Raw genomic sequence first — 17,107 nt, forward strand, 5'->3', positions numbered from 1 at the left:
CCGACCGGAGGGGCGAGGGCCGTGAGCCGGGCGGACCATCGGGAGCGGGGCCATGGCCCGGTGGTCCCGGCGGGACCGGGGGCGCGATTACGGGTGGGCCTCCGGGGCCGGCCCACCGGTCCCGGAGGGCGACCGGCCCCGGAGGGGCTACGGCTGGCGGACGCGGGTGCCCGCGCGGGTGCGGCGGCGTAGGGCCGGGGTGGCGGTCGGGGACGGGCCGGTGGTGGGTGCCGCCGCCAGCAGGGCCGCCAGCCGGGCCGGGGTGGGGTGGCGGAACACCTCGCGCAGCGTCAGTTCGCGGCCGAGTTCCGCCCGTACCCGGTTGACCAGCCGTACCGCGAGCAGCGAATGTCCCCCGGACTTGAAGAAGTTGTCGTCCGGGCCGATCCGACCCCGCTCCAGCACCTCCGCGAACAGCCGCAGCAGCGTGTCCGTCAGGGCGCCGGTGGGAGCCGGGGCCGGGTCCGGTGCGGCCGGGGCCTCGGGCAGCAGGACGGCCGCCGGGACCTCGTAGTCCGGCAGTCGGTCCGCCGCCCAGGCCTGGAGCTCGGCCTCCGTCACCGCCCCGGCCGGGGTCACGGCCCGTGCGAGCAGCCGGTCCCCCTCCACCCCGGCCCGCGCCGACACCACCGCCGGATGCGCCGTCAGGACCGCCTCCACCCGGGCCGGATCGACCCGGTAGCCCCCGGCGAGCGGCCGTGCGGGACGCCGGTCGGCCGGGGCCGGCAGGGCGGACACGTGCCGCGACGGGTCGGCGGCGAACAGCTCCAGCGCGGACACCAGCAGCGCCGCCAGCCGGGCCGCGCCCGAGGGCCCGTAGAGGTCGGTGGCGTACTCCAGCACCCCCGACAGACCGCCGGCCGGCCGCTCCGTCAGGGCGAAGGTCAGGTCCGACTTCGCCGTCCGCGCGGCGAAGGCCCCTTCCGTGCCCGCCAGCGGCCCGCCGACCGCCCCGGCCGGAGCCGGGTTCACCTGGAGCATCACCTGCGCCAGCGCGTCGTGTGCCGAGGACCGGTGCGGGTTGAGGGCCTCCACCAGCAGGTCGAACGGCAGGTCCTGGTGCGCGTACGCCGCCAGGTCCGCCTCCCGGACCCGGTCGACGAGCTCCTCGAAGGCCGGGTCCCCGTCCGTGCCGGTGCGCAGCACCAGCGTGTTGACGAAGAACCCCACCAGCCCCGACAGGTCGTCGTCGGCGCGCCCCGCGACCGTCGTGCCGATGGCCAGGTCGGTCCCGGCCCCGGCCCGGGTCAGGGCCGCCGCCAGCGCCGCCTGCACCACCATGAACAGGGTGGCGCCCCGCGCGTGTGCGATCCGCAGCAGCGCGCGGTGCGTGCCGGCGTCGACCTCGAAGCCGGTGACCGCCCCGCGTCCCGACGGCACGGGCGGCCGGGGCCGCTCCGTCGGCAGGTCGATCAGCGGCGGCAGCCCGGACAGGGTCCCGCGCCAGAACGAGAGCGCGGCGCCCGGGTCGGCGAGCAGCTCGCGCTGCCACAGCGTGTAGTCCGCGTACTGCACGGGCAGCGGGGACCAGCCCGGCTCCCGGCCCGTCGCCGCCCGTGCCCCGTATGCCGCCGCCAGGTCCGCCAGCAGCGGGCCCGTGGACCAGCCGTCCGCGGCGATGTGGTGCAGGAGCAGCACCAGGGTCTGCGGGCCCCCGCCCTCCGGCAGGAACAGCCAGGCCCGTATCGGCAGGTCCCGCGCCAGGTCGAAGACGTGCCCGGCCGCCGCGTCGACGGCCGCCGCCACGTCCGCCGCGTGTACCAGGTCCAGTTGCGGCCGGGCGCCCTCCAGCACCCGCTGGTACGGCTCCCCGCCCTCGGCCGCGTACACGGTGCGCAGCACCTCGTGCCGGGCGGCGAGGTCCGCCAGCGCCCCGGCGAGGGCCACCGGTTCCAGCGGCCGTTCCAGGCGCCGCACCAGCGCGATGTTGTAGGTGGCGGACGGCCCCTGGAGCTGGTCGAGGAACCACAGCCGGCGCTGCGCGTACGACAGCGGGATCCGCTCCGGCCGCTCCGGTACGGGGACCAGCGCGGGCCGCGCCGCCCCGCCCGCCCCGGCGCCCGTCCCCAGGCGGCGGTGCAGGGCCGCCGCGGTGGGGGCCAGGAACAGGTCCCGGATGCCCGCCTCCACGCCGAGCACGGCCCGGATCCGGTTGACGAGCCGGCTGGCCAGCAGCGAATGCCCGCCCGACTTGAAGAAGTTGGCGTCGGCGGCGATCCGCTCGGCGCCCAGCACCTCGGCGAACAGTCCGCACAGGATCTCCTCGCGCGGGGAGGACGGCGCCGCCGTCGCGGCCGTCGGGGCCGCCGCCGTCGCGGCGAGCGCCTCCCGCAGCCGGTCCCGGCGCCGCTCCAGTCCCCGCCGCTCGGGCTCCCGGACCAGGTCCAGTGCACCGAGGCGGGCCGCCGGATCGGCGGCGAAGGCTTCGAGGGCCCGTACGCAGACCTCCAGCAGCAGCCGGGCCGTGTCCTCGTCGAAGAGGTCGGTGGCGTACTGCACGTGCACGTCGAGGCCGTCCGGGGCGCCGTCGGCGGTGTGCCGCCCGGCACAGTGGTAGCTCAGGTCGAACTTGGCGGCGCCCAGGTCGGTGCTCCCGGCCCGGCCCGTGACCGGCCCGAGCGAGATCCGCTCGTCGGCGGCCTCCCGCACGGTCAGCATGACCTGGAAGAAGGGGTGTTCGCCCAGGGCCCGGCCCGGCTCGGCCAGGTGCTCGACCAGGACGTCGAAGGGCAGGTCCTGGTGGTCGAAGGCCGACAGGTCCGCGTCCCGGACCCGGTCCACGAGCTCCCCGACGGACGGGTCGCCGGACAGGTCGGTGCGCAGCACCAGCGAGTTGACGAAGCAGCCGACCAGCTCGTGCAGGTCCTGGTCGGGGCGGCCCGCGACCGGGGTGCCGATCGCCAGGTCCTCGCCCGCGCCGGTGGCCGCCAGCGCCGCCGCGAGGGCGGCGCGGACCACCATGAACAGGCTCGCCCGCCGCTCCCGCGCCAGCCCGGCCAGGGTCCGGTGGGCTTCCGGGCCGACCGTCGCGGACACGGTGGCGCCCCGGCCCGAGGGCTCGGCCGGGCGCGGCCGGTCGGCGGGCAGCGCGGTCCGCGCGGGCATTCCGGCCAGGGCCTCGCGCCAGAAGCCGAGCAGGGCGTCCGGGTCGGCCAGCAGCTCGCGTTGCCACAGCGCGTAGTCGGCGTACTGCACCGGCAGCGGCGTCGGTTCGGGGGCGCGCCCCGCACACCGGGCCCCGTAGGCCTCGCCCAGGTCCCGCAACAGCGGGGCCAGGGACCAGCCGTCGGTGGCGATGTGGTGGACCAGCAGCACCAGCACCGCACCGCCGTCGCCCGGGACGAACAGCCGGGCCCGCAGCGGCGCCCGGAGCGCCAGGTCGAAGGCCTCCCGGCCGAAGGCGTCGACCAGCGCGTCCAGCTCGCCGGGCGCGCACGTCTCCACCTCCAGCGGCACCCCGGCCGGCGCGAGCACCCGCTGGTACGGCTCGCCGCCCTCGGCCCCGTACACCGTGCGCAGCACCTCGTGCCGGGTGACGAGGTCACCGAGCGCGGCCTCCAGCGCGGCGGGTTCCGGGACCGCGTCCAGCCGCAGCACCAGCGGGGCGTTGTAGGTCGCCGAGGGGCCCTCGATGCGGTCCAGCAGCCACAGCGCCCGCTGCGCGGCCGACAGCGGGATCCGCTCCGGCCGGTCCGGTACGGGGACCAGCGCGGGCCGCGCCGCCCCGGCGGCGCCCGCTCCGGCCAGCCGCCCGTGCAGGGCGGCCGGGGTCGGGGCGAGGAACAGGTCCCGGATGCCCAGCTCCAGGCCGAGCGCGCCCCGGATCCGGTTCACCAGCTTGCTCGCGAGCAGCGAATGGCCGCCCGACTTGAAGAAGTTCGCGTCGGCGGCGAACGCCTCGCCCGCCCCGCGCCCGAGGACCTCCGCGAACAGGCCGCACAGGATCTCCTCCCGGGGCGAGAGCACGTCGCGGCGGGCCGGAACGGCGCCGCGCGGGGCGGGCGCGACGGCCGGGACGGTGCTGCGCCCGCGCGCGGCCAGGGCCCGTGCCTGCGGACCGGACGCCGGGCCGAGGGCGCCGAGGCGGGCCGTGGGGCGGTCGGCGAACGCTTCGAGGGTCCGCACGTACAGCTCCAGCAGCAGGCGGGCCGTGTCCTCGTCGAAGAGGTCGGTTGCGTACTGGAGGGCGATCTCGATCCCGTCCGGCCGGCCCTCGGCCGTGTGCAGTTCGCGGCAGTACCAGGTCAGGTCGAACTTGGCCGTGTCCAGGGCGATGTCGGCGAGCTCCCCGCCGACCCCGCCGCCCAGCTCCACCCGGCCGTCGCCCGCACCGCCGCCGTCCGAGTCCACGGTCAGCATCACCTGGAAGAAGGGGTGGTGGCCCAGGGCCCGTTCCGGGGCGAGCCGCTCCACCAGCAGGTCGAAGGGCAGCTCCTGGTGCTCGTACGCCGCCAGGTCCGCCTCGCGGACCCGCTCCAGCAGCTCCCCGACGGCGGGGTCGCCCGACAGGTCGGTGCGCAGCACGAGGGAGTTGACGAAGAAGCCGACCAGGTCGTACAGGTCCTCGTCGGGGCGGCCCGCGACCGGGGTGCCGATCACGAGGTCCTCGCCCGCTCCGGCCGCCGACAGGGCCGCCGCGAGGGCGGCGCGGGCCGCCATGGCCGGGCTCGCCCGGTGGGTGCGCGACAGGGCGAGCAGCCCGCCGTGCGCGGCCGCGTCGAGCCGGGCCGTCAGCGTCGCGCCCCGGCCCGAGGGTTCGGCGGGGCGGGGCCGGTCGGCCGGCAGGTCGACCACCGCCGGTGCACCCTCCAGCGCACCCCGCCAGTACGCCAGTTGCTCGGCGGCCAGGCTGTCCGGGTCGGCGGGGTCACCGAGCAGCTCGTGCTGCCACTGGCTGTAGTCCGCGTACTGCACGGGCAGCGGCTCCGTGTCGGGGGCCCGGCCGGCCAGCCGGGCGGCGTAGGCCCCCGCCAGGTCGCGCAGCAGGGGGCGCAGCGACCAGCCGTCGGTCGCCACGTGGTGGATCAGCAGCACCAGGGTGGAGGTGCCGTCGCCCGGCAGGAACAGCCGCGCGCGCAGCGGGGGTTCGGCGGTGATGTCCAGGGGTTGCCGGATGAAGGCGGCCACCCGTGCGTCCCGTTGGCCCGGCGCGCACTCCTCGGCGGTGAGCCGCGCGGCGGGCGCCTCGTCCAGCACCCGCTGGTACGGCTCCGCGTCGGGCCCGGCCGGCAGTACGGTGCGCAGCACCTCGTGCCGCTCCACGACGTCGGCCAGCGCGAGGGCCAGGGCCCCGGCGTCGGGTTCGCCGTCGAGGTGCAGGACGACCGGGGCGTTGTAGGTGGCGGAAGGGCCGTGCAGCCGGCCCAGGAACCACAGCCGGCGCTGGGCGTACGACAACGGGATCACGGTTCGTCCTTCAGGAGTTCGGGCTCGCGGCGGCCGCGACCAGGGTGTCGAGGTGGGCGGCCAGGTCCCGCAGGCGCGGGTTGGCGTAGACGGCCTTCACCGGGAGGGAGACGCCCAGTTCGGCGCGGACCCGCGAGACCAGCTTGATCGCGAGCAGCGAGTGGCCGCCCAGCTTGAAGAAGTTGTCGTCGGGGCCGACGTGCGGGGCGCCGAGGACGGCGGCCCAGACGCCCGCGATCAGCGTCTGCGAGGCGGTCAGGCCCCCGGCGGCGGCGTCGCCGGCCGGGGCGGGCGCGGCGGCGGGTGCCGGGGCGGGCAGTGCGGCGCGGTCCACCTTGCCGTTGACGGTGACCGGGAACCGCTCCAGGGCCACGAAGGCCGCCGGGACCATGTACGCGGGCAGCACGGCGGTGAGGCGTTCGCGCAGCGCGGCTTCGGTGACGGGGCCGGCCGCCCGGTAGTAGGCCACCAGGCCCGGCGCCCCGTGGACGTCCTCGCGGAGCACGACGGCCGCCTCGGCGACCCCGGGGACCGCGGCCACCGCGGCCTCGACCTCGGGGAGTTCGAGGCGGTGGCCGCGCAGCTTGACCTGGCCGTCGGCCCGCCCCAGGTAGGCCAGCCGGCCGCCGGGCAGGAGCCGTACGAGGTCGCCCGTGCGGTACATGCGGCCGCCGTGCGCCTCCCCCGCGGCGTCGGCCACGAACCGCTCCGCGGTCAGGGCCGGCCGGCCCCGGTAGCCGCGGCCCACGCGGGGGCCCGCCAGGTACAGCTCGCCGCTGCCGCCCTCGGCGACCGGGTTGAGCCCCTCGTCCAGGACCCGCGTGCGCAGGCCCGGCAGGGCGCTGCCGATGTGCGGCTCGTCGGCGCCGTCCACCCAGCCCGCGGTGGCGTCGACCGTGCACTCGGTGGGCCCGTACAGGTTGACCGTGCGCAGCACCCCCCGTTCGCCGAGCCGGGCCAGGCGCCGCCACAGCGCGGGGCTGACGGCCTCGCCGCCGATCAGCAGGGTCAGCGGCCGCGGGCCGCCGTCCGGGGTGAGCAGGTCCAGCAGGGGATCGGCGTGCGCGGGGGTGATGTCCAGGTCGGTCAGGGCCTGTTCGTCGACCAGCCGGGCCAGCAGCGACGGGTCCGCGCGGGTCTCGTCGTCGATCATCACCAGGGTGTCGCCGCGGCAGAGGCGGACCCACTGCTGCACGGAGGCGTCGAAGGACGGCGAGGCGTTCCAGCCGACCCGCCCGCCCTCGGTGACGGCGATGCCCGCGCCCTCCAGCTCGGCGAGCAGCGCGGACGCGGCGGCCCGGCCGATCTCCACGCCCTTGGGGCGGCCGGTGGAGCCGGAGGTGTAGATGACGTAGGCCAGGGTGTCGCCGCGGACGGCCACCGGGACGTACGGGAGCTCGGGTCCGGGCGCGGCCAGCGCGGCCACGGCCACGTGCGGTACGCCCTCGGCGAGGGGCTCGGTGTCCGCGTCGGCGGTGACGACCAGGTCGGCGCCCGCGTCCTCGACGAGGTAGCGCCGCCGCTCGGCCGGCAGCTTCGGGTCCACCGGCAGGTACGCGGCCCCCGCCGTCAGGGTTCCGACCAGTGCGGCGACGAGCTCCGCGCCGCGCGGCAGGCACAGGGCGACCACGCTCTCCGGCCCGACGCCGCGGGCGGCGAGGCGGCCGGCGATCCGCATGGCCTCGGCGCGCAGTTCGCCGAAGCTCCGGGCGCGGCCGTCGGCGACGACGGCGGTCCGGTCGGCGGGGGCCAGGGCGAGCCGGGCCAGCAGGTCGGTGACGGGGGCGGCGGTGCCCGCGCGGTGGCGGGTGCGCTCGGGAAGTACGGCGGTCATGGCGGTCACTTCCCGGTGAAGACGGTGGTGGACGGCTGGGTGACGGGCGCGCAGTCGGCCAGCGCGACGGGCTCGCCCATGGCCACGAGGATCTTCCGGTCGCCCTTGTAGGCCTCGCGGCCGTGGGCGCACAGGATGTTGTCGACGAGCATCAGGTCGCCCCGCTGCCAGGTCTCGCGGACCGTGACCCGGTCGTAGACGGCGTTGACCGCGTCGACCTCGGCGTCGGTGAGCCGGGAACCGTCGCCCAGGTAGGTGTTGAAGGGCAGCCCGTCCTCCCCGTACGTGTCGACGAGGACCTCGCGGACGTCCGGGTCCAGGGTGCGGCTGTTCCAGAAGGCGAAGTGGTTGAACCAGGTCCGCTCGCCCGTCACGGGGTGGGTGACGACCGCCGACCGCCGCTGCCGGGTGATCATCGAGTCGTCCTCCTCGACCCACTCGTAGCCGACGGTGTTCTCCTCGCAGTAGGCCTCGGCGACCGCCTTGTCCTCGGTGGCGAAGGTCTTGTACCAGGGCAGCCCGGCCAGTTCGGAGTAGTTGCGCACGAGCAGCCAGCCGGCCCGCTCGAACCGCTCGACCAGCTCCGGCGGCAGCAGCCGCAGCGCCTCGCGCATGTCGCCGACGGTGGTCGCCCCGCCCTCCTCGGGCGCGGTCACGCAGCCGAACAGCAGTACCCCGGGGAAGTCGAGGGTGTAGCTGTTCTCGTTGTGCAGCCGGATCGGCTGGACCGCCGGCAGGTCGGTGGAGGAGAACACGCCTTCGCCGAAGTCGGTGCGCGGGGTGGCCTTCTCCTTGTACCCGGCGCGCCGCTCGATCAGGGCGTCCCGGGCGGCGGCGAAGGAGGCCGCGTCCTTCACGGGCAGGCCCCGCAGCAGCACGGCCCCGCTGCGCAGCAACTCGGCCTGGACGGCCTCGCGGTGGGCGGTCAGCCAGGCGGTGGCGGAGGCCGCGTCGAGACCGGCCGGCGCGTGCACGACTACGGGCCTGCCGGGCTCGCGCACCGGGGTGAAGCCGGCCGCCGGGGCGGGGGACTCTGCGTACGTGGTCATCGAACGTCCTTAAGGGGATGCGGAGACGAGGGGTGCGGAGATGCGGGGAGCGGGGCCGCGCGGCGCGGTCAGGCGGCGGCCGGGGCGGCGGCGTGTCCGCCGACGACCGGACCGAGCACGGAGAAGAACTCCGGCAGCTGTTCCTGGAAGTAGAAGTGGCCTCCCGGCAGCACGTACGAGGCGAACGCGCGGTCGGTGATCTGCTCCCAGCGGATCAGCGAGGCGGCCGGGGCGACCGGGTCGGCGTCCCCGCCGATCACCGTCACCGGGCAGGCCACCCGGGCCTCGGACTCCGCGCAGCGGTAGACGTCGTCGATGGCGAAGTCGGCCCGGATGGAAGGCAGGATGATCTCCCGCAGCTCCGGCTCGTCGAGGATGCCGTCGTCGGTGCCGCCGCGCTCCTTGATGGCGGCGACCAGCTCGTCGTCGTCCAGCCGCTCCGGGTACACGGCGCACGGGTTGGCCAGGAACGGGGCCCGGCACGCCGAGGCGATCAGGGCGCGGGGCCCCCGTCCGGCCGCCTCCAGGCTGCGGACGACCTCGAAGGCCACGAGCGAGCCCATGCTGTGCCCGAGCACCACCAGGTCCTCGGTGACCCCGGCGGGCAGCGCCGCCACGACCGGACCGGCCAGATCGGCGATGTCCCGGGGGAGGTCCTCGGCGAACCGGGCGCCCCGGCCCGGGTACTGGCCGATCAGCAGGCGGACGTCGGCGGGCAGGTGGGCGCGCCACTCCGCGTAGGCGTGGGCGTTCCCGCCGGCGTGCGGCAGGACCAGCAGCGCGGTGCGCTGGGGGCCCTCGCCCGGCAGGTCCCAGACCACGTCGTCCGGTGCGGGGGTGAAGTCGGCCTGGTCCTGGTCGGTGGTGCTCATGAGGAACTCCGTTCCTGTTCGGGGGTGCGGCGGCGCAGCGCGGGCCGGGCGCGCCGGGGAGCGGGCGCCCCCGCGGACAGCAGCCGGGTCTCGATGTGCCGGGCGAGGGTGACGGGGGTGGGGTGCTGGAAGACGTCGCGCAGGGTGAGGGTGACGCCCAGGGCGGTGCCGATGCGGTTCGTCAGGCGGGCGGCGAGGAGGGAGTGGCCGCCCTGGTCGAAGAAGTCGTCGTCGATCGACAGCGGGGACGGGGCGGCCAGCGCCTCCCCGAACCAGGTGCGCACCTTCTCCTCCAGCGGGGTGCGCGGTGCGCGTCCGCCCGCCGTGGTGACGGCCTGCGGTGCCGGCAGGGCGCTCTTGTCGATCTTCCCGTTGGGGGTCAGCGGCAGCCGGTCCAGCAGGACGACGAAGGCCGGGACCATGTGGTCGGGCAGGAGCGTGCGCAGCCAGAGGCGGACGTCCTGGGGCGAGAGGGCCTCGTCGGTGGTGACGAGGTAGGCGGTCAGCTGGGGCGTGCGGTGGTGGTCCGGGTGCGTGGCGAGGGTGGCCTGGGTGATGTCGGGGTGGGTGGTGAGGGTGGTTTCGATTTCGGTGGGTTCGATGCGGAAGCCGCGGATTTTGATCTGGGTGTCGGTGCGGCCGGTGTAGTGGAGGTTGCCGTGGGTGTCCCAGTGGGCCTGGTCGCCGGTGCGGTAGAGGCGGGTGCCGGGGGGTCCGTAGGGGTGGGGGATGAAGTGGGTTGCGGTGGTGGTGGGTTGGGCGAGGTAGCCGTGGGCGAGTCCGTCGCCGGAGAGGTAGAGCTCGCCCGTCGTCCCGGGAGGTGTGGGGCGCAGGTGGGCGTCGAGGACGTAGGCGTGCTTGTTGGTCAGGGGCCGGCCGATGGAGAGGGGGCCGGTGGCGGGGGCGTCGGGGTCGGTGGTGTGGGTGGTGGTGAAGCCCATGGACTCGGCCGGCCCGTACCCGTTGGTGATCGTGACCCGCGGGTGCAGCCCGTGCAGCCGCTCCACGTGCGTCGGGGAGGCGGGTTCGCCGCCGGTGTAGACGATGCGGGTGGTGGTGAAGGTGTCGGGGTGTTCGTCGGTGAGGTAGTTGAAGAGGCTGGAGGAGAGCTGGAGCATGGTCACCCGGTGTTGCTGGGTGAGTGCGGCGATGAGGGCTGGTTCGGGGCGTTGTCCTGGTTGGAGGACGGTGGTGCCGCCGTGGAGGAGGGCGCCCCAGAATTCGAGGCTGAAGGCGTCCCAGGAGACGGGGGAGCACTGGAGGAAGGTTTCGCCGGGGCCGAAGGTGGCGTAGGTCTGGGCGGTGAGGGTGGAGACGAGGTTGCGGTGGGAGGACAGGATGCCCTTGGGGCGTCCGGTGGAGCCGGAGGTGAACATCACGCAGGCGACGTCGTCCCAGGTCAGCGGAGTTCCGAGCGGCTCCTCGGAGCAGCCTGCGATCTCCTCGGCCCCGGCGTCGACCAGGGTGCTGCGCCAGGGCCCTTCCGGCAGCCGGGTGTGGTGGCGGGTGTCGGTGACCAGGGCGGTGAGGGAGGCGTCCCGGGCGGTGCCGGCCAGGCGTTCGTCGGGGAACTCGGGGTCCAGGAGGGCGTATCCGGCGCCGGTCTTGACGACGGCGAGGAGGGCGACGGCGAAGTCGGGTCCGCGGTCGAGGAGGATGCCGGCGAGGTCGCCGCGGCCCAGGCCCCCGGCGGCGAGGTGGTGCGCCAGCCGGTTGGCGCGGGAGTCCAGCTCCCGGTAGGTGAGCTCCTGGCCGCCGAAGACCACCGCCCGGCCCCCGGGGCGCAGCCGGACCTGCTCCTCGAACCGTTCGACGAGGGTGGCCGGGGCGGTGTCGGTACGGATGCCCGTCCATTCCTCCAGCACCTGCCGGCGGCCGGCCCCGTCCAGCAGCTCCAGCTCCGAGAGCCGGACCTCCGGTTCGCGCGCCACCTGCTCCAGCGTCCGCCGCAGCATGCCGGTCATCCGCTCGACGGTGGCCCGCTCGTACAGGTCGGAGCTGTAGAGCACCGCCCCCGTCAGGCCGGACGCCGCGTCGGCGCGCAGCAGGAACTCCAGGTCGAACTTGACGGCCCCGGTGGCCAGGGGCTCCGCCTCACCGGCCCGCAGTCCGGGCAGCACGGGCGAGATGCCGGGACCCGAATCCAGTGCCAGGCACACCTGGAACAGCGGATGCCGGGCCAGGGAGCGGGCCGGGTTCAAGGCCTCCAGCACCAGGTCGAAGGGGGCCTCCTGATGGGCGAAGGCGTCCAGATCGGCGGTGCGCACCCGCGCCAGCAGTTCCCGGAAGGCAGGGTTCCCCGAGGTGTCGGTACGCAGCACCAGGGTGTTCACGAAGAAGCCCACGAGCCCCGACAGGGCCTCGTCGGGCCGGCCCGCGACCGGTGAGCCGAGCGGGACGTCGGTGCCCGCGCCCAGCCGGGTCAGCGTCGCCGCGAGCGCGGCCTGCACCACCATGAAGGGGGTGCACCGCTCGGCCCGCGCCAGCTCCACCACCCGTTCGTACAGGTCCGTTCCGAAGTCCACCCGGACCGCCCCGCCGCTCTGCCCGGCGACCGGCGGACGCGGCCGGTCGGGGAGCAGCCCCAGCTCCTCCGGGAGCCCGGCCAGCGCCGTCCGCCAGTGGGCCAGCCGGGTTTCCAGAGGGCCGCCAGCGAGGGCGGTGCGCTGCCAGAGCGCGAAGTCGGCGTAGTCGGCCGGCAGGGGGGCCCAGTCGGGTGCGGACCCCGCCAGCCGGGCCGCGTAGGCGTGGGACAGGTCCTCGAACAGCGGGCGCAGGGACTGCCCGTCGGTGGCGATGTGGTGCAGCAGGACCAGGAGCGTGTACGCGCCCTCCCCGGAGTGCAACAGGGTGACGCGCAAAGGGTGTTCGGCGCTCAGGTCGAAGGAGTGGCGGGCGGCGGCGAGCAGTTCGCCGTCGAGGGTCCCGGGAGTGACGCGGCGCAGCTCGAACGCGTGCGCCGGGACCGGGTCGACGATCTGGTACGGGTCCCCTTCCGCGGTCGCGAACCGGGTCCGCAGCGGCGCGTGGCGGGCGGCCAGGTCCTCGAAGGCGGCGCGCAGCGCGGGCACGTCCGGCTCGCCCTCCAGCCGCACCGTCATCGGCACGTTGTAGGCGGTCGCCCCCGGGCCGCCGAGTCCCGCGACCAGCCACAGCCGCTGCTGGGCGTAGGACAGCGGCAGCCGCTCGGGACGATCCTCGGCGTGCCGCAGGGGCGGCAGGGCGGGCCGGTCGCCGACCTCGTCGATCCGGCGGGTCAGGGCGGCGGGGGTGGGGTGCTGGAAGACGTCGCGCAGGGTGAGGGTGACGCCGAGGGTGGAGGCGATGCGGTTCGTCAGGCGGGCGGCGAGGAGGGAGTGGCCGCCGTGGTCGAAGAACCCGTCGTCCATGGACAGGGGCACCGGGCTGCCGAGCACCTCGCTGACGAGGGTCCGTACGAGCTCCTCCGTCTCGGTGAGGGGCCGGCGGCCCCCGGCGGTGGGCGTCGGCTCGACCGCCGGGAGCGCGGCCTTGTCGATCTTCCCGTTGGGGGTGAGCGGCAGCCGGTCCAGGACCGCGAACCGGGCGGGGACCATGTGCTCCGGCAGCCGCTCGCGCAGCCAGGCGCGCAGCGCTTCGGGGGCCGGGGCCGCCGCGCCGGGGGCGGTGGTCACGTAGGCCGTCAGCTGCCCGTCGGAGTGGAGCAGGGTGGCCTGGGTGATGTGGGGGTGGGTGGTGAGGGTGGTTTCGATTTCGGTGGGTTCGATGCGGAAGCCGCGGATTTTGATCTGGGTGTCGGTGCGGCCGGTGTAGTGGAGGTTGCCGTGGGTGTCCCAGTGGGCCTGGTCGCCGGTGCGGTAGAGGCGGGTGCCGGGGGGTCCGTAGGGGTGGGGGATGAAGTGGGTTGCGGTGGTGGTGGGTTGGGCGAGGTAGCCGTGGGCGAGTCCGTCGCCGGAGAGGTAGAGCTCGCCCGTCGTGCCGGGCGGTGTGGGGCGCAGCCGTGCGTCCAGGACGTAGGCGTGCTTGTTGGTGAGGGGGCGGCCGATGGGGAGGGGGCCCTGGACCTCGGTGGTGGGCGTGGTGGTGTGGGTGGTGGTGAAGCCCATGGACTCGGCGGGCCCGTAGCCGTTGGTGATGGTGAGGTGCGGGTGCAGTCCGTGGAGGCGGTGGACGTGGGTGGGTGAGGCGGGTTCGCCGCCGGTGTAGACGATGCGGGTGGTGGTGAAGGTGTCGGGGTGTTCGTCGGTGAGGTAGTTGAAGAGGCTGGAGGAGAGTTGGAGCATGGTCACCCGGTGTTGCTGGGTGAGTGCGGCGATGAGGGCTGGTTCGGGGCGTTGTCCGGGTTGGAGGACGGTGGTGCCGCCGTGGAGGAGGGCGCCCCAGAATTCGAGGCTGAAGGCGTCCCAGGAGACGGGGGAGCACTGGAGGAAGGTTTCGCCGGGGCCGAAGGTGGCGTAGGTCTGGGCGGTGAGGGTGGAGACGAGGTTGCGGTGGGAGGAGAGGATGCCCTTGGGGCGTCCGGTGGAGCCGGAGGTGAACATCACGCAGGCGACGTCGTCCCAGGTCAGCGGAGTTTCGAGCGGGGTGGCCGGTCGTGCGGCGATGGCGTCGGCCTCGGTGTCCACGCGGACCGTCGCCCAGGGGGCCCCGCCCGTGGGTGTCAGCCGGGTGTGGTGGCGGGTGTCGGTGACCAGGGCGGTGAGGGAGGCGTCCCGGGCGGTGCCTGCGAGGCGTTCGTCGGGGAACTCGGGGTCGAGGAGGGCGTATCCGGCGCCGGTTTTGACGACGGCGAGGAGGGCGACGGCGAAGTCGGGTCCGCGGTCGAGGAGGATGCCGGCGAGGTCGCCGCGGCCCAGGCCCCCGGCGGCGAGGTGGTGGGCGAGCCGGTTGGCGCGGGAGTCGAGTTCGGCGTACGAGAGCTCCCGGTCGCCGAAGACCAGGGCGCGGGCCGCGGGGCGCAGCCGGACCTGCTCCTCGAACCGTTCGACGAGGGTGGCCCTCCCGGTGTCGGCGCGGATGCCCGTCCACTCCTCCAGTACCTGACGCCGTTCCACCGCGCCCAGCAACTCGATTCGGGACAAGGGCTGTTCGTCCTGCGACGACAGGACCGACTCCACGAACCGCACGAAGCGGTCCTGGTGCGCCGCCACCGCGGCGACGTCGCACACCTCGGGCGAGGCGTCGAAGTCGATCCGCAGCCCGTCCTCGGGCCCCAGGTCGTACACGCCGACCGCCAGGTCCTCCACGGGCCCGTTGCCCAGGTTGTGCTGGAGGGTCGGCAGCCCGCAGAAGCGCATGCCCGGGGTGAACGCCATGATGTTGACCAGGGGGGCGGTGATCCGCCGTTCCGCCTCGCCCAGCCCCAGATCGCGGCACATGTCCTCGTAGCGGGTGCGCTGGTGCTTCAGCCCCCGGCGCGCCTCCGCGACCACCGCAGCCAGCAGCTCGCCCGTCGTCCCGTCCGCCGGCACCGCCACCCGCAGCGGCACCACGTTGGACATCATCCCCGGCGTACGGCGGGCCAGGTCGGTGCGCCGGCCCGTCACCGGAAGGCCGAGCACCAGCTCCGGACTTCCGCTCACCCGGTGCACGTACGCCGCGACCAGCGCGATCACCAGCATCGTCCACGGCGTCCGGTGCGCCCGCGCCACCTCCCGCAGCCGCTCCGTCCGCCCCGCCGGCAGCACCACGGTCCGCCGTACGAAGGGCAGCGCGCCCGGCGCCGCGGGGCCGGTCCGGCCCTCGCCCAGGCGCGGGGTCTGCGGCAGCCCCGCCAGGTGCTCCGCCCAGTGGGCGCGGTCCGCGGCCCCCTCCGCCGAGGCCCGGTAGGCGTCGTCCTCGGCAAGCAGTGCCTCCAGCGAACCGAAGGGGCTCGGCCCCCAGGGCTCCCCGGCGGACCCCCGCTCGTAGAGCTCGACCAGCCGCTGGTCGAGGAGGGCGACGCCCATGCCGTCGACGACCAGGTGGTGGAAGGCGTGGAAGTAGAACCAGCGCTGTTCGCCGCCGTCCGTCCGGCCCGCCCTCAGGAGCACGTGCCGGGTGAGCCAGTCGTCCGCCAGGTCGAACGGCCGCGCCAGCTCCGCCGCCATCCACGCCCGGCCGGCCTCCACGGGATCCGGCTCCGCGTCCAGGTCCACGACGCGCAGCCGCCGCTCGCCCGGGTCGGGGTGGAGCAGCTGCCACAGGCCGCCGTCCTCGTCGGAGCCGGTGCCCCGGACGCGCAGTACGTCGGCCTCGCGGGCCAGCTGGTACCAGGCACGGGCCAGCAGGTCCGCGTCCAGCGGGCCCACGAGTTCGCGGTACTCGCCGATGTTGTAGCGGCTGCCGGTGGCGTCCAGGGCGTGGGCCGTCCAGATGTCGCGCTGCGCTGCCGAGAGGGGCAGCCGCACAGCGGCGGGCCCGTGCGCGCTGCTCCGTTCGGACGCGGTCGAAGACATGCGGAGGCTCCTCGAAGGGTGCGGTGGGGTGGGGCGGGGGGTACGGATCGGGATCCGGCCGTGCGGGGGCGCCGGTGGCCGCGGTCGCTCAGGGGCGCCGTCCGGCCGTACGTCATACAACCCGCGGGCCGCTGGCCGCGGCGGCAGTTGCTCCGGCACTCCGGGAGCAGTTGCCGTCCGGGCGGGTGCCGCTGGTCGGCGTGCGCCGACGGGGTGCCGGGTGCGGGAGATGCCGGGTGCGGGAGATGCCGGACCCGGGAGGCGCCCGGTCCGGGCCTCGGGGGCGTTGGGCGCCCGGGGGTGCGGGCCGCCATCGGGCCCGGCGACGTGCCGGGCCGGGTGGGGACCCCGGCCTTCGGGTGCCGGGGGGCGGGACGGTGTGCCGGGCCGCCGGGGCCGGCCGAGTGCCGGGCCGGTGGGATGGTGAGCCGGTGGGGTTTCGGGCGGCGGCTTGTCAGGTCGGCGGGACCGTGGGCCTGCGGGCGGTGGCCTGCCCTGCCGGGTCGGCGGGGCTCCAGTCCCGGGATGTCGGCTGCCCGGGCGGAGGGGCGGGCCGACAGGTTGCCGGGCCGCGGGCCCCGGGCCGCTCGTGCGCGGGACCCGAGGGCCGTCAGGCCCGCTGTGGGGTGCGGAGGGTGGCGGCGCGGACCAGGCCCAGTACCCGGAAGCGGGAGCCGCCGCTCTCGTGCGCGGCCCGCACCGTCCCGCTGAGCAGCAGTTCGCGCAGCATCCGGCCGGACTCCGGCAGGCCGCGCCCCGTCAGGGCCGCCACGTCCGTCAGCCCGAACTCCCCCTCCGCGCCCCGCGCATCCCCTGCGCACAGGGCGTCGAGCAGTTCGCGGGCCCCGGCGGAGAGCCCGTCCGTCCGGCGGTGCAGGGCGGCCCGGAACCGGTCGGCTCCCGCGCCCCCGCCGAGGTGGTCCAGCAGGGCGACCGGGTCGGCGTCGAGGCTGTGGCACAGGGTGGCGAGATCGCAGACCACCAGCCAGGACGCGGCGGCGGCGAGCGCTCCCGGATGCCCGTCGAGGCGGCGGCACAGCCGGGCCGCGCGGGCCAGATCGGCCGGACCGGCCGTGAACTCGGGCCGTACGCGCCGGACATGGTCGAGGAACACGCGTACGGCGGGGGCGGCGGCAGCGGCGTCCGGCGCCGCGCCCTCGGCAGGGACCTCAAGCGGGGACAGCAGGAAGATCCGTTCCCCCGGCACCTCCCACGGCTGCTCCGAGGTGACCAGCACGCGCAGTCCGGGGCAGGCCCGCAGCAGCGCGGTGAGCCGGTCGAACCGGGGAGCGACCGCCGGGGCCCCGTCGAGCACGAGCAACACCCGCTGCTCACCGAGCAGTTCGAACAACCCGCCTCCCGGCCCCTCGCCGAAGGCCCCGGCGCCGCCGGTGGCGGCGGTTGGCGTGCTGGGAGGCGCCGAGCGTGGAGATCGCCGCTGGTCGACGAGGAACAGGGCCGGGTCGTGACCGCGCTCGTCGAGGGAGTCCAGGATCTTCAGGGCGTCGGCCGCGGAGGAGGCGCCGAGCA

General features: G+C 75.8%; 5 protein-coding genes and 1 pseudogene. All 6 read right to left on the bottom strand.

Annotated elements, in window-relative coordinates:
- Positions 1–147 precede the first annotated feature (147 nt).
- Positions 148–5,406, bottom strand: coding sequence for a condensation domain-containing protein (locus ABZW32_RS15895; RefSeq protein WP_356215895.1), 5,259 nt, complete (start codon positions 5,404–5,406; stop codon positions 148–150).
- Positions 5,407–5,416: 10 nt separating this feature from the next.
- The gene (locus ABZW32_RS15900; RefSeq protein WP_356215898.1) at positions 5,417–7,240 is read right to left on the bottom strand and encodes a non-ribosomal peptide synthetase; all 1,824 of its coding nucleotides are present in this window, start codon (positions 7,238–7,240) and stop codon (positions 5,417–5,419) included.
- Positions 7,241–7,245: 5 nt separating this feature from the next.
- Positions 7,246–8,289, bottom strand: a complete 1,044-nt coding sequence (locus ABZW32_RS15905) for a TauD/TfdA family dioxygenase (protein ID WP_356215901.1) — start codon at positions 8,287–8,289, stop codon at positions 7,246–7,248.
- A 68-nt stretch (positions 8,290–8,357) separates the two neighbouring features.
- The gene (locus ABZW32_RS15910; protein ID WP_356215904.1) at positions 8,358–9,161 is read right to left on the bottom strand and encodes an alpha/beta fold hydrolase; all 804 of its coding nucleotides are present in this window, start codon (positions 9,159–9,161) and stop codon (positions 8,358–8,360) included.
- A complete protein-coding gene (locus tag ABZW32_RS15915; RefSeq protein ID WP_356215907.1) occupies positions 9,158–15,577 on the bottom strand; it encodes an amino acid adenylation domain-containing protein in 6,420 nt (2,139 codons plus the stop codon). The genes ABZW32_RS15910 and ABZW32_RS15915 overlap by 4 nt, the downstream gene beginning before the upstream one ends.
- A 610-nt stretch (positions 15,578–16,187) precedes the next feature.
- Positions 16,188–17,107, bottom strand: a pseudogene (locus tag ABZW32_RS15920) (hypothetical protein); the annotation flags it as partial.

Source organism: Streptomyces sp. NPDC004667 (assembly GCF_040609475.1).
In the GTDB taxonomy this organism is placed as follows: domain Bacteria; phylum Actinomycetota; class Actinomycetes; order Streptomycetales; family Streptomycetaceae; genus Streptomyces.

Coding starts and splice junctions, on each gene's coding strand:
- ABZW32_RS15910 (WP_356215904.1), bottom strand. CDS start 9,161: ATGAGCACCACCGACCAGGACCAGGCCGACTTCACCCCCGCACCGGAC.
- ABZW32_RS15900 (WP_356215898.1), bottom strand. CDS start 7,240: ATGACCGCCGTACTTCCCGAGCGCACCCGCCACCGCGCGGGCACCGCC.
- ABZW32_RS15905 (WP_356215901.1), bottom strand. CDS start 8,289: ATGACCACGTACGCAGAGTCCCCCGCCCCGGCGGCCGGCTTCACCCCG.
- ABZW32_RS15915 (WP_356215907.1), bottom strand. CDS start 15,577: ATGTCTTCGACCGCGTCCGAACGGAGCAGCGCGCACGGGCCCGCCGCT.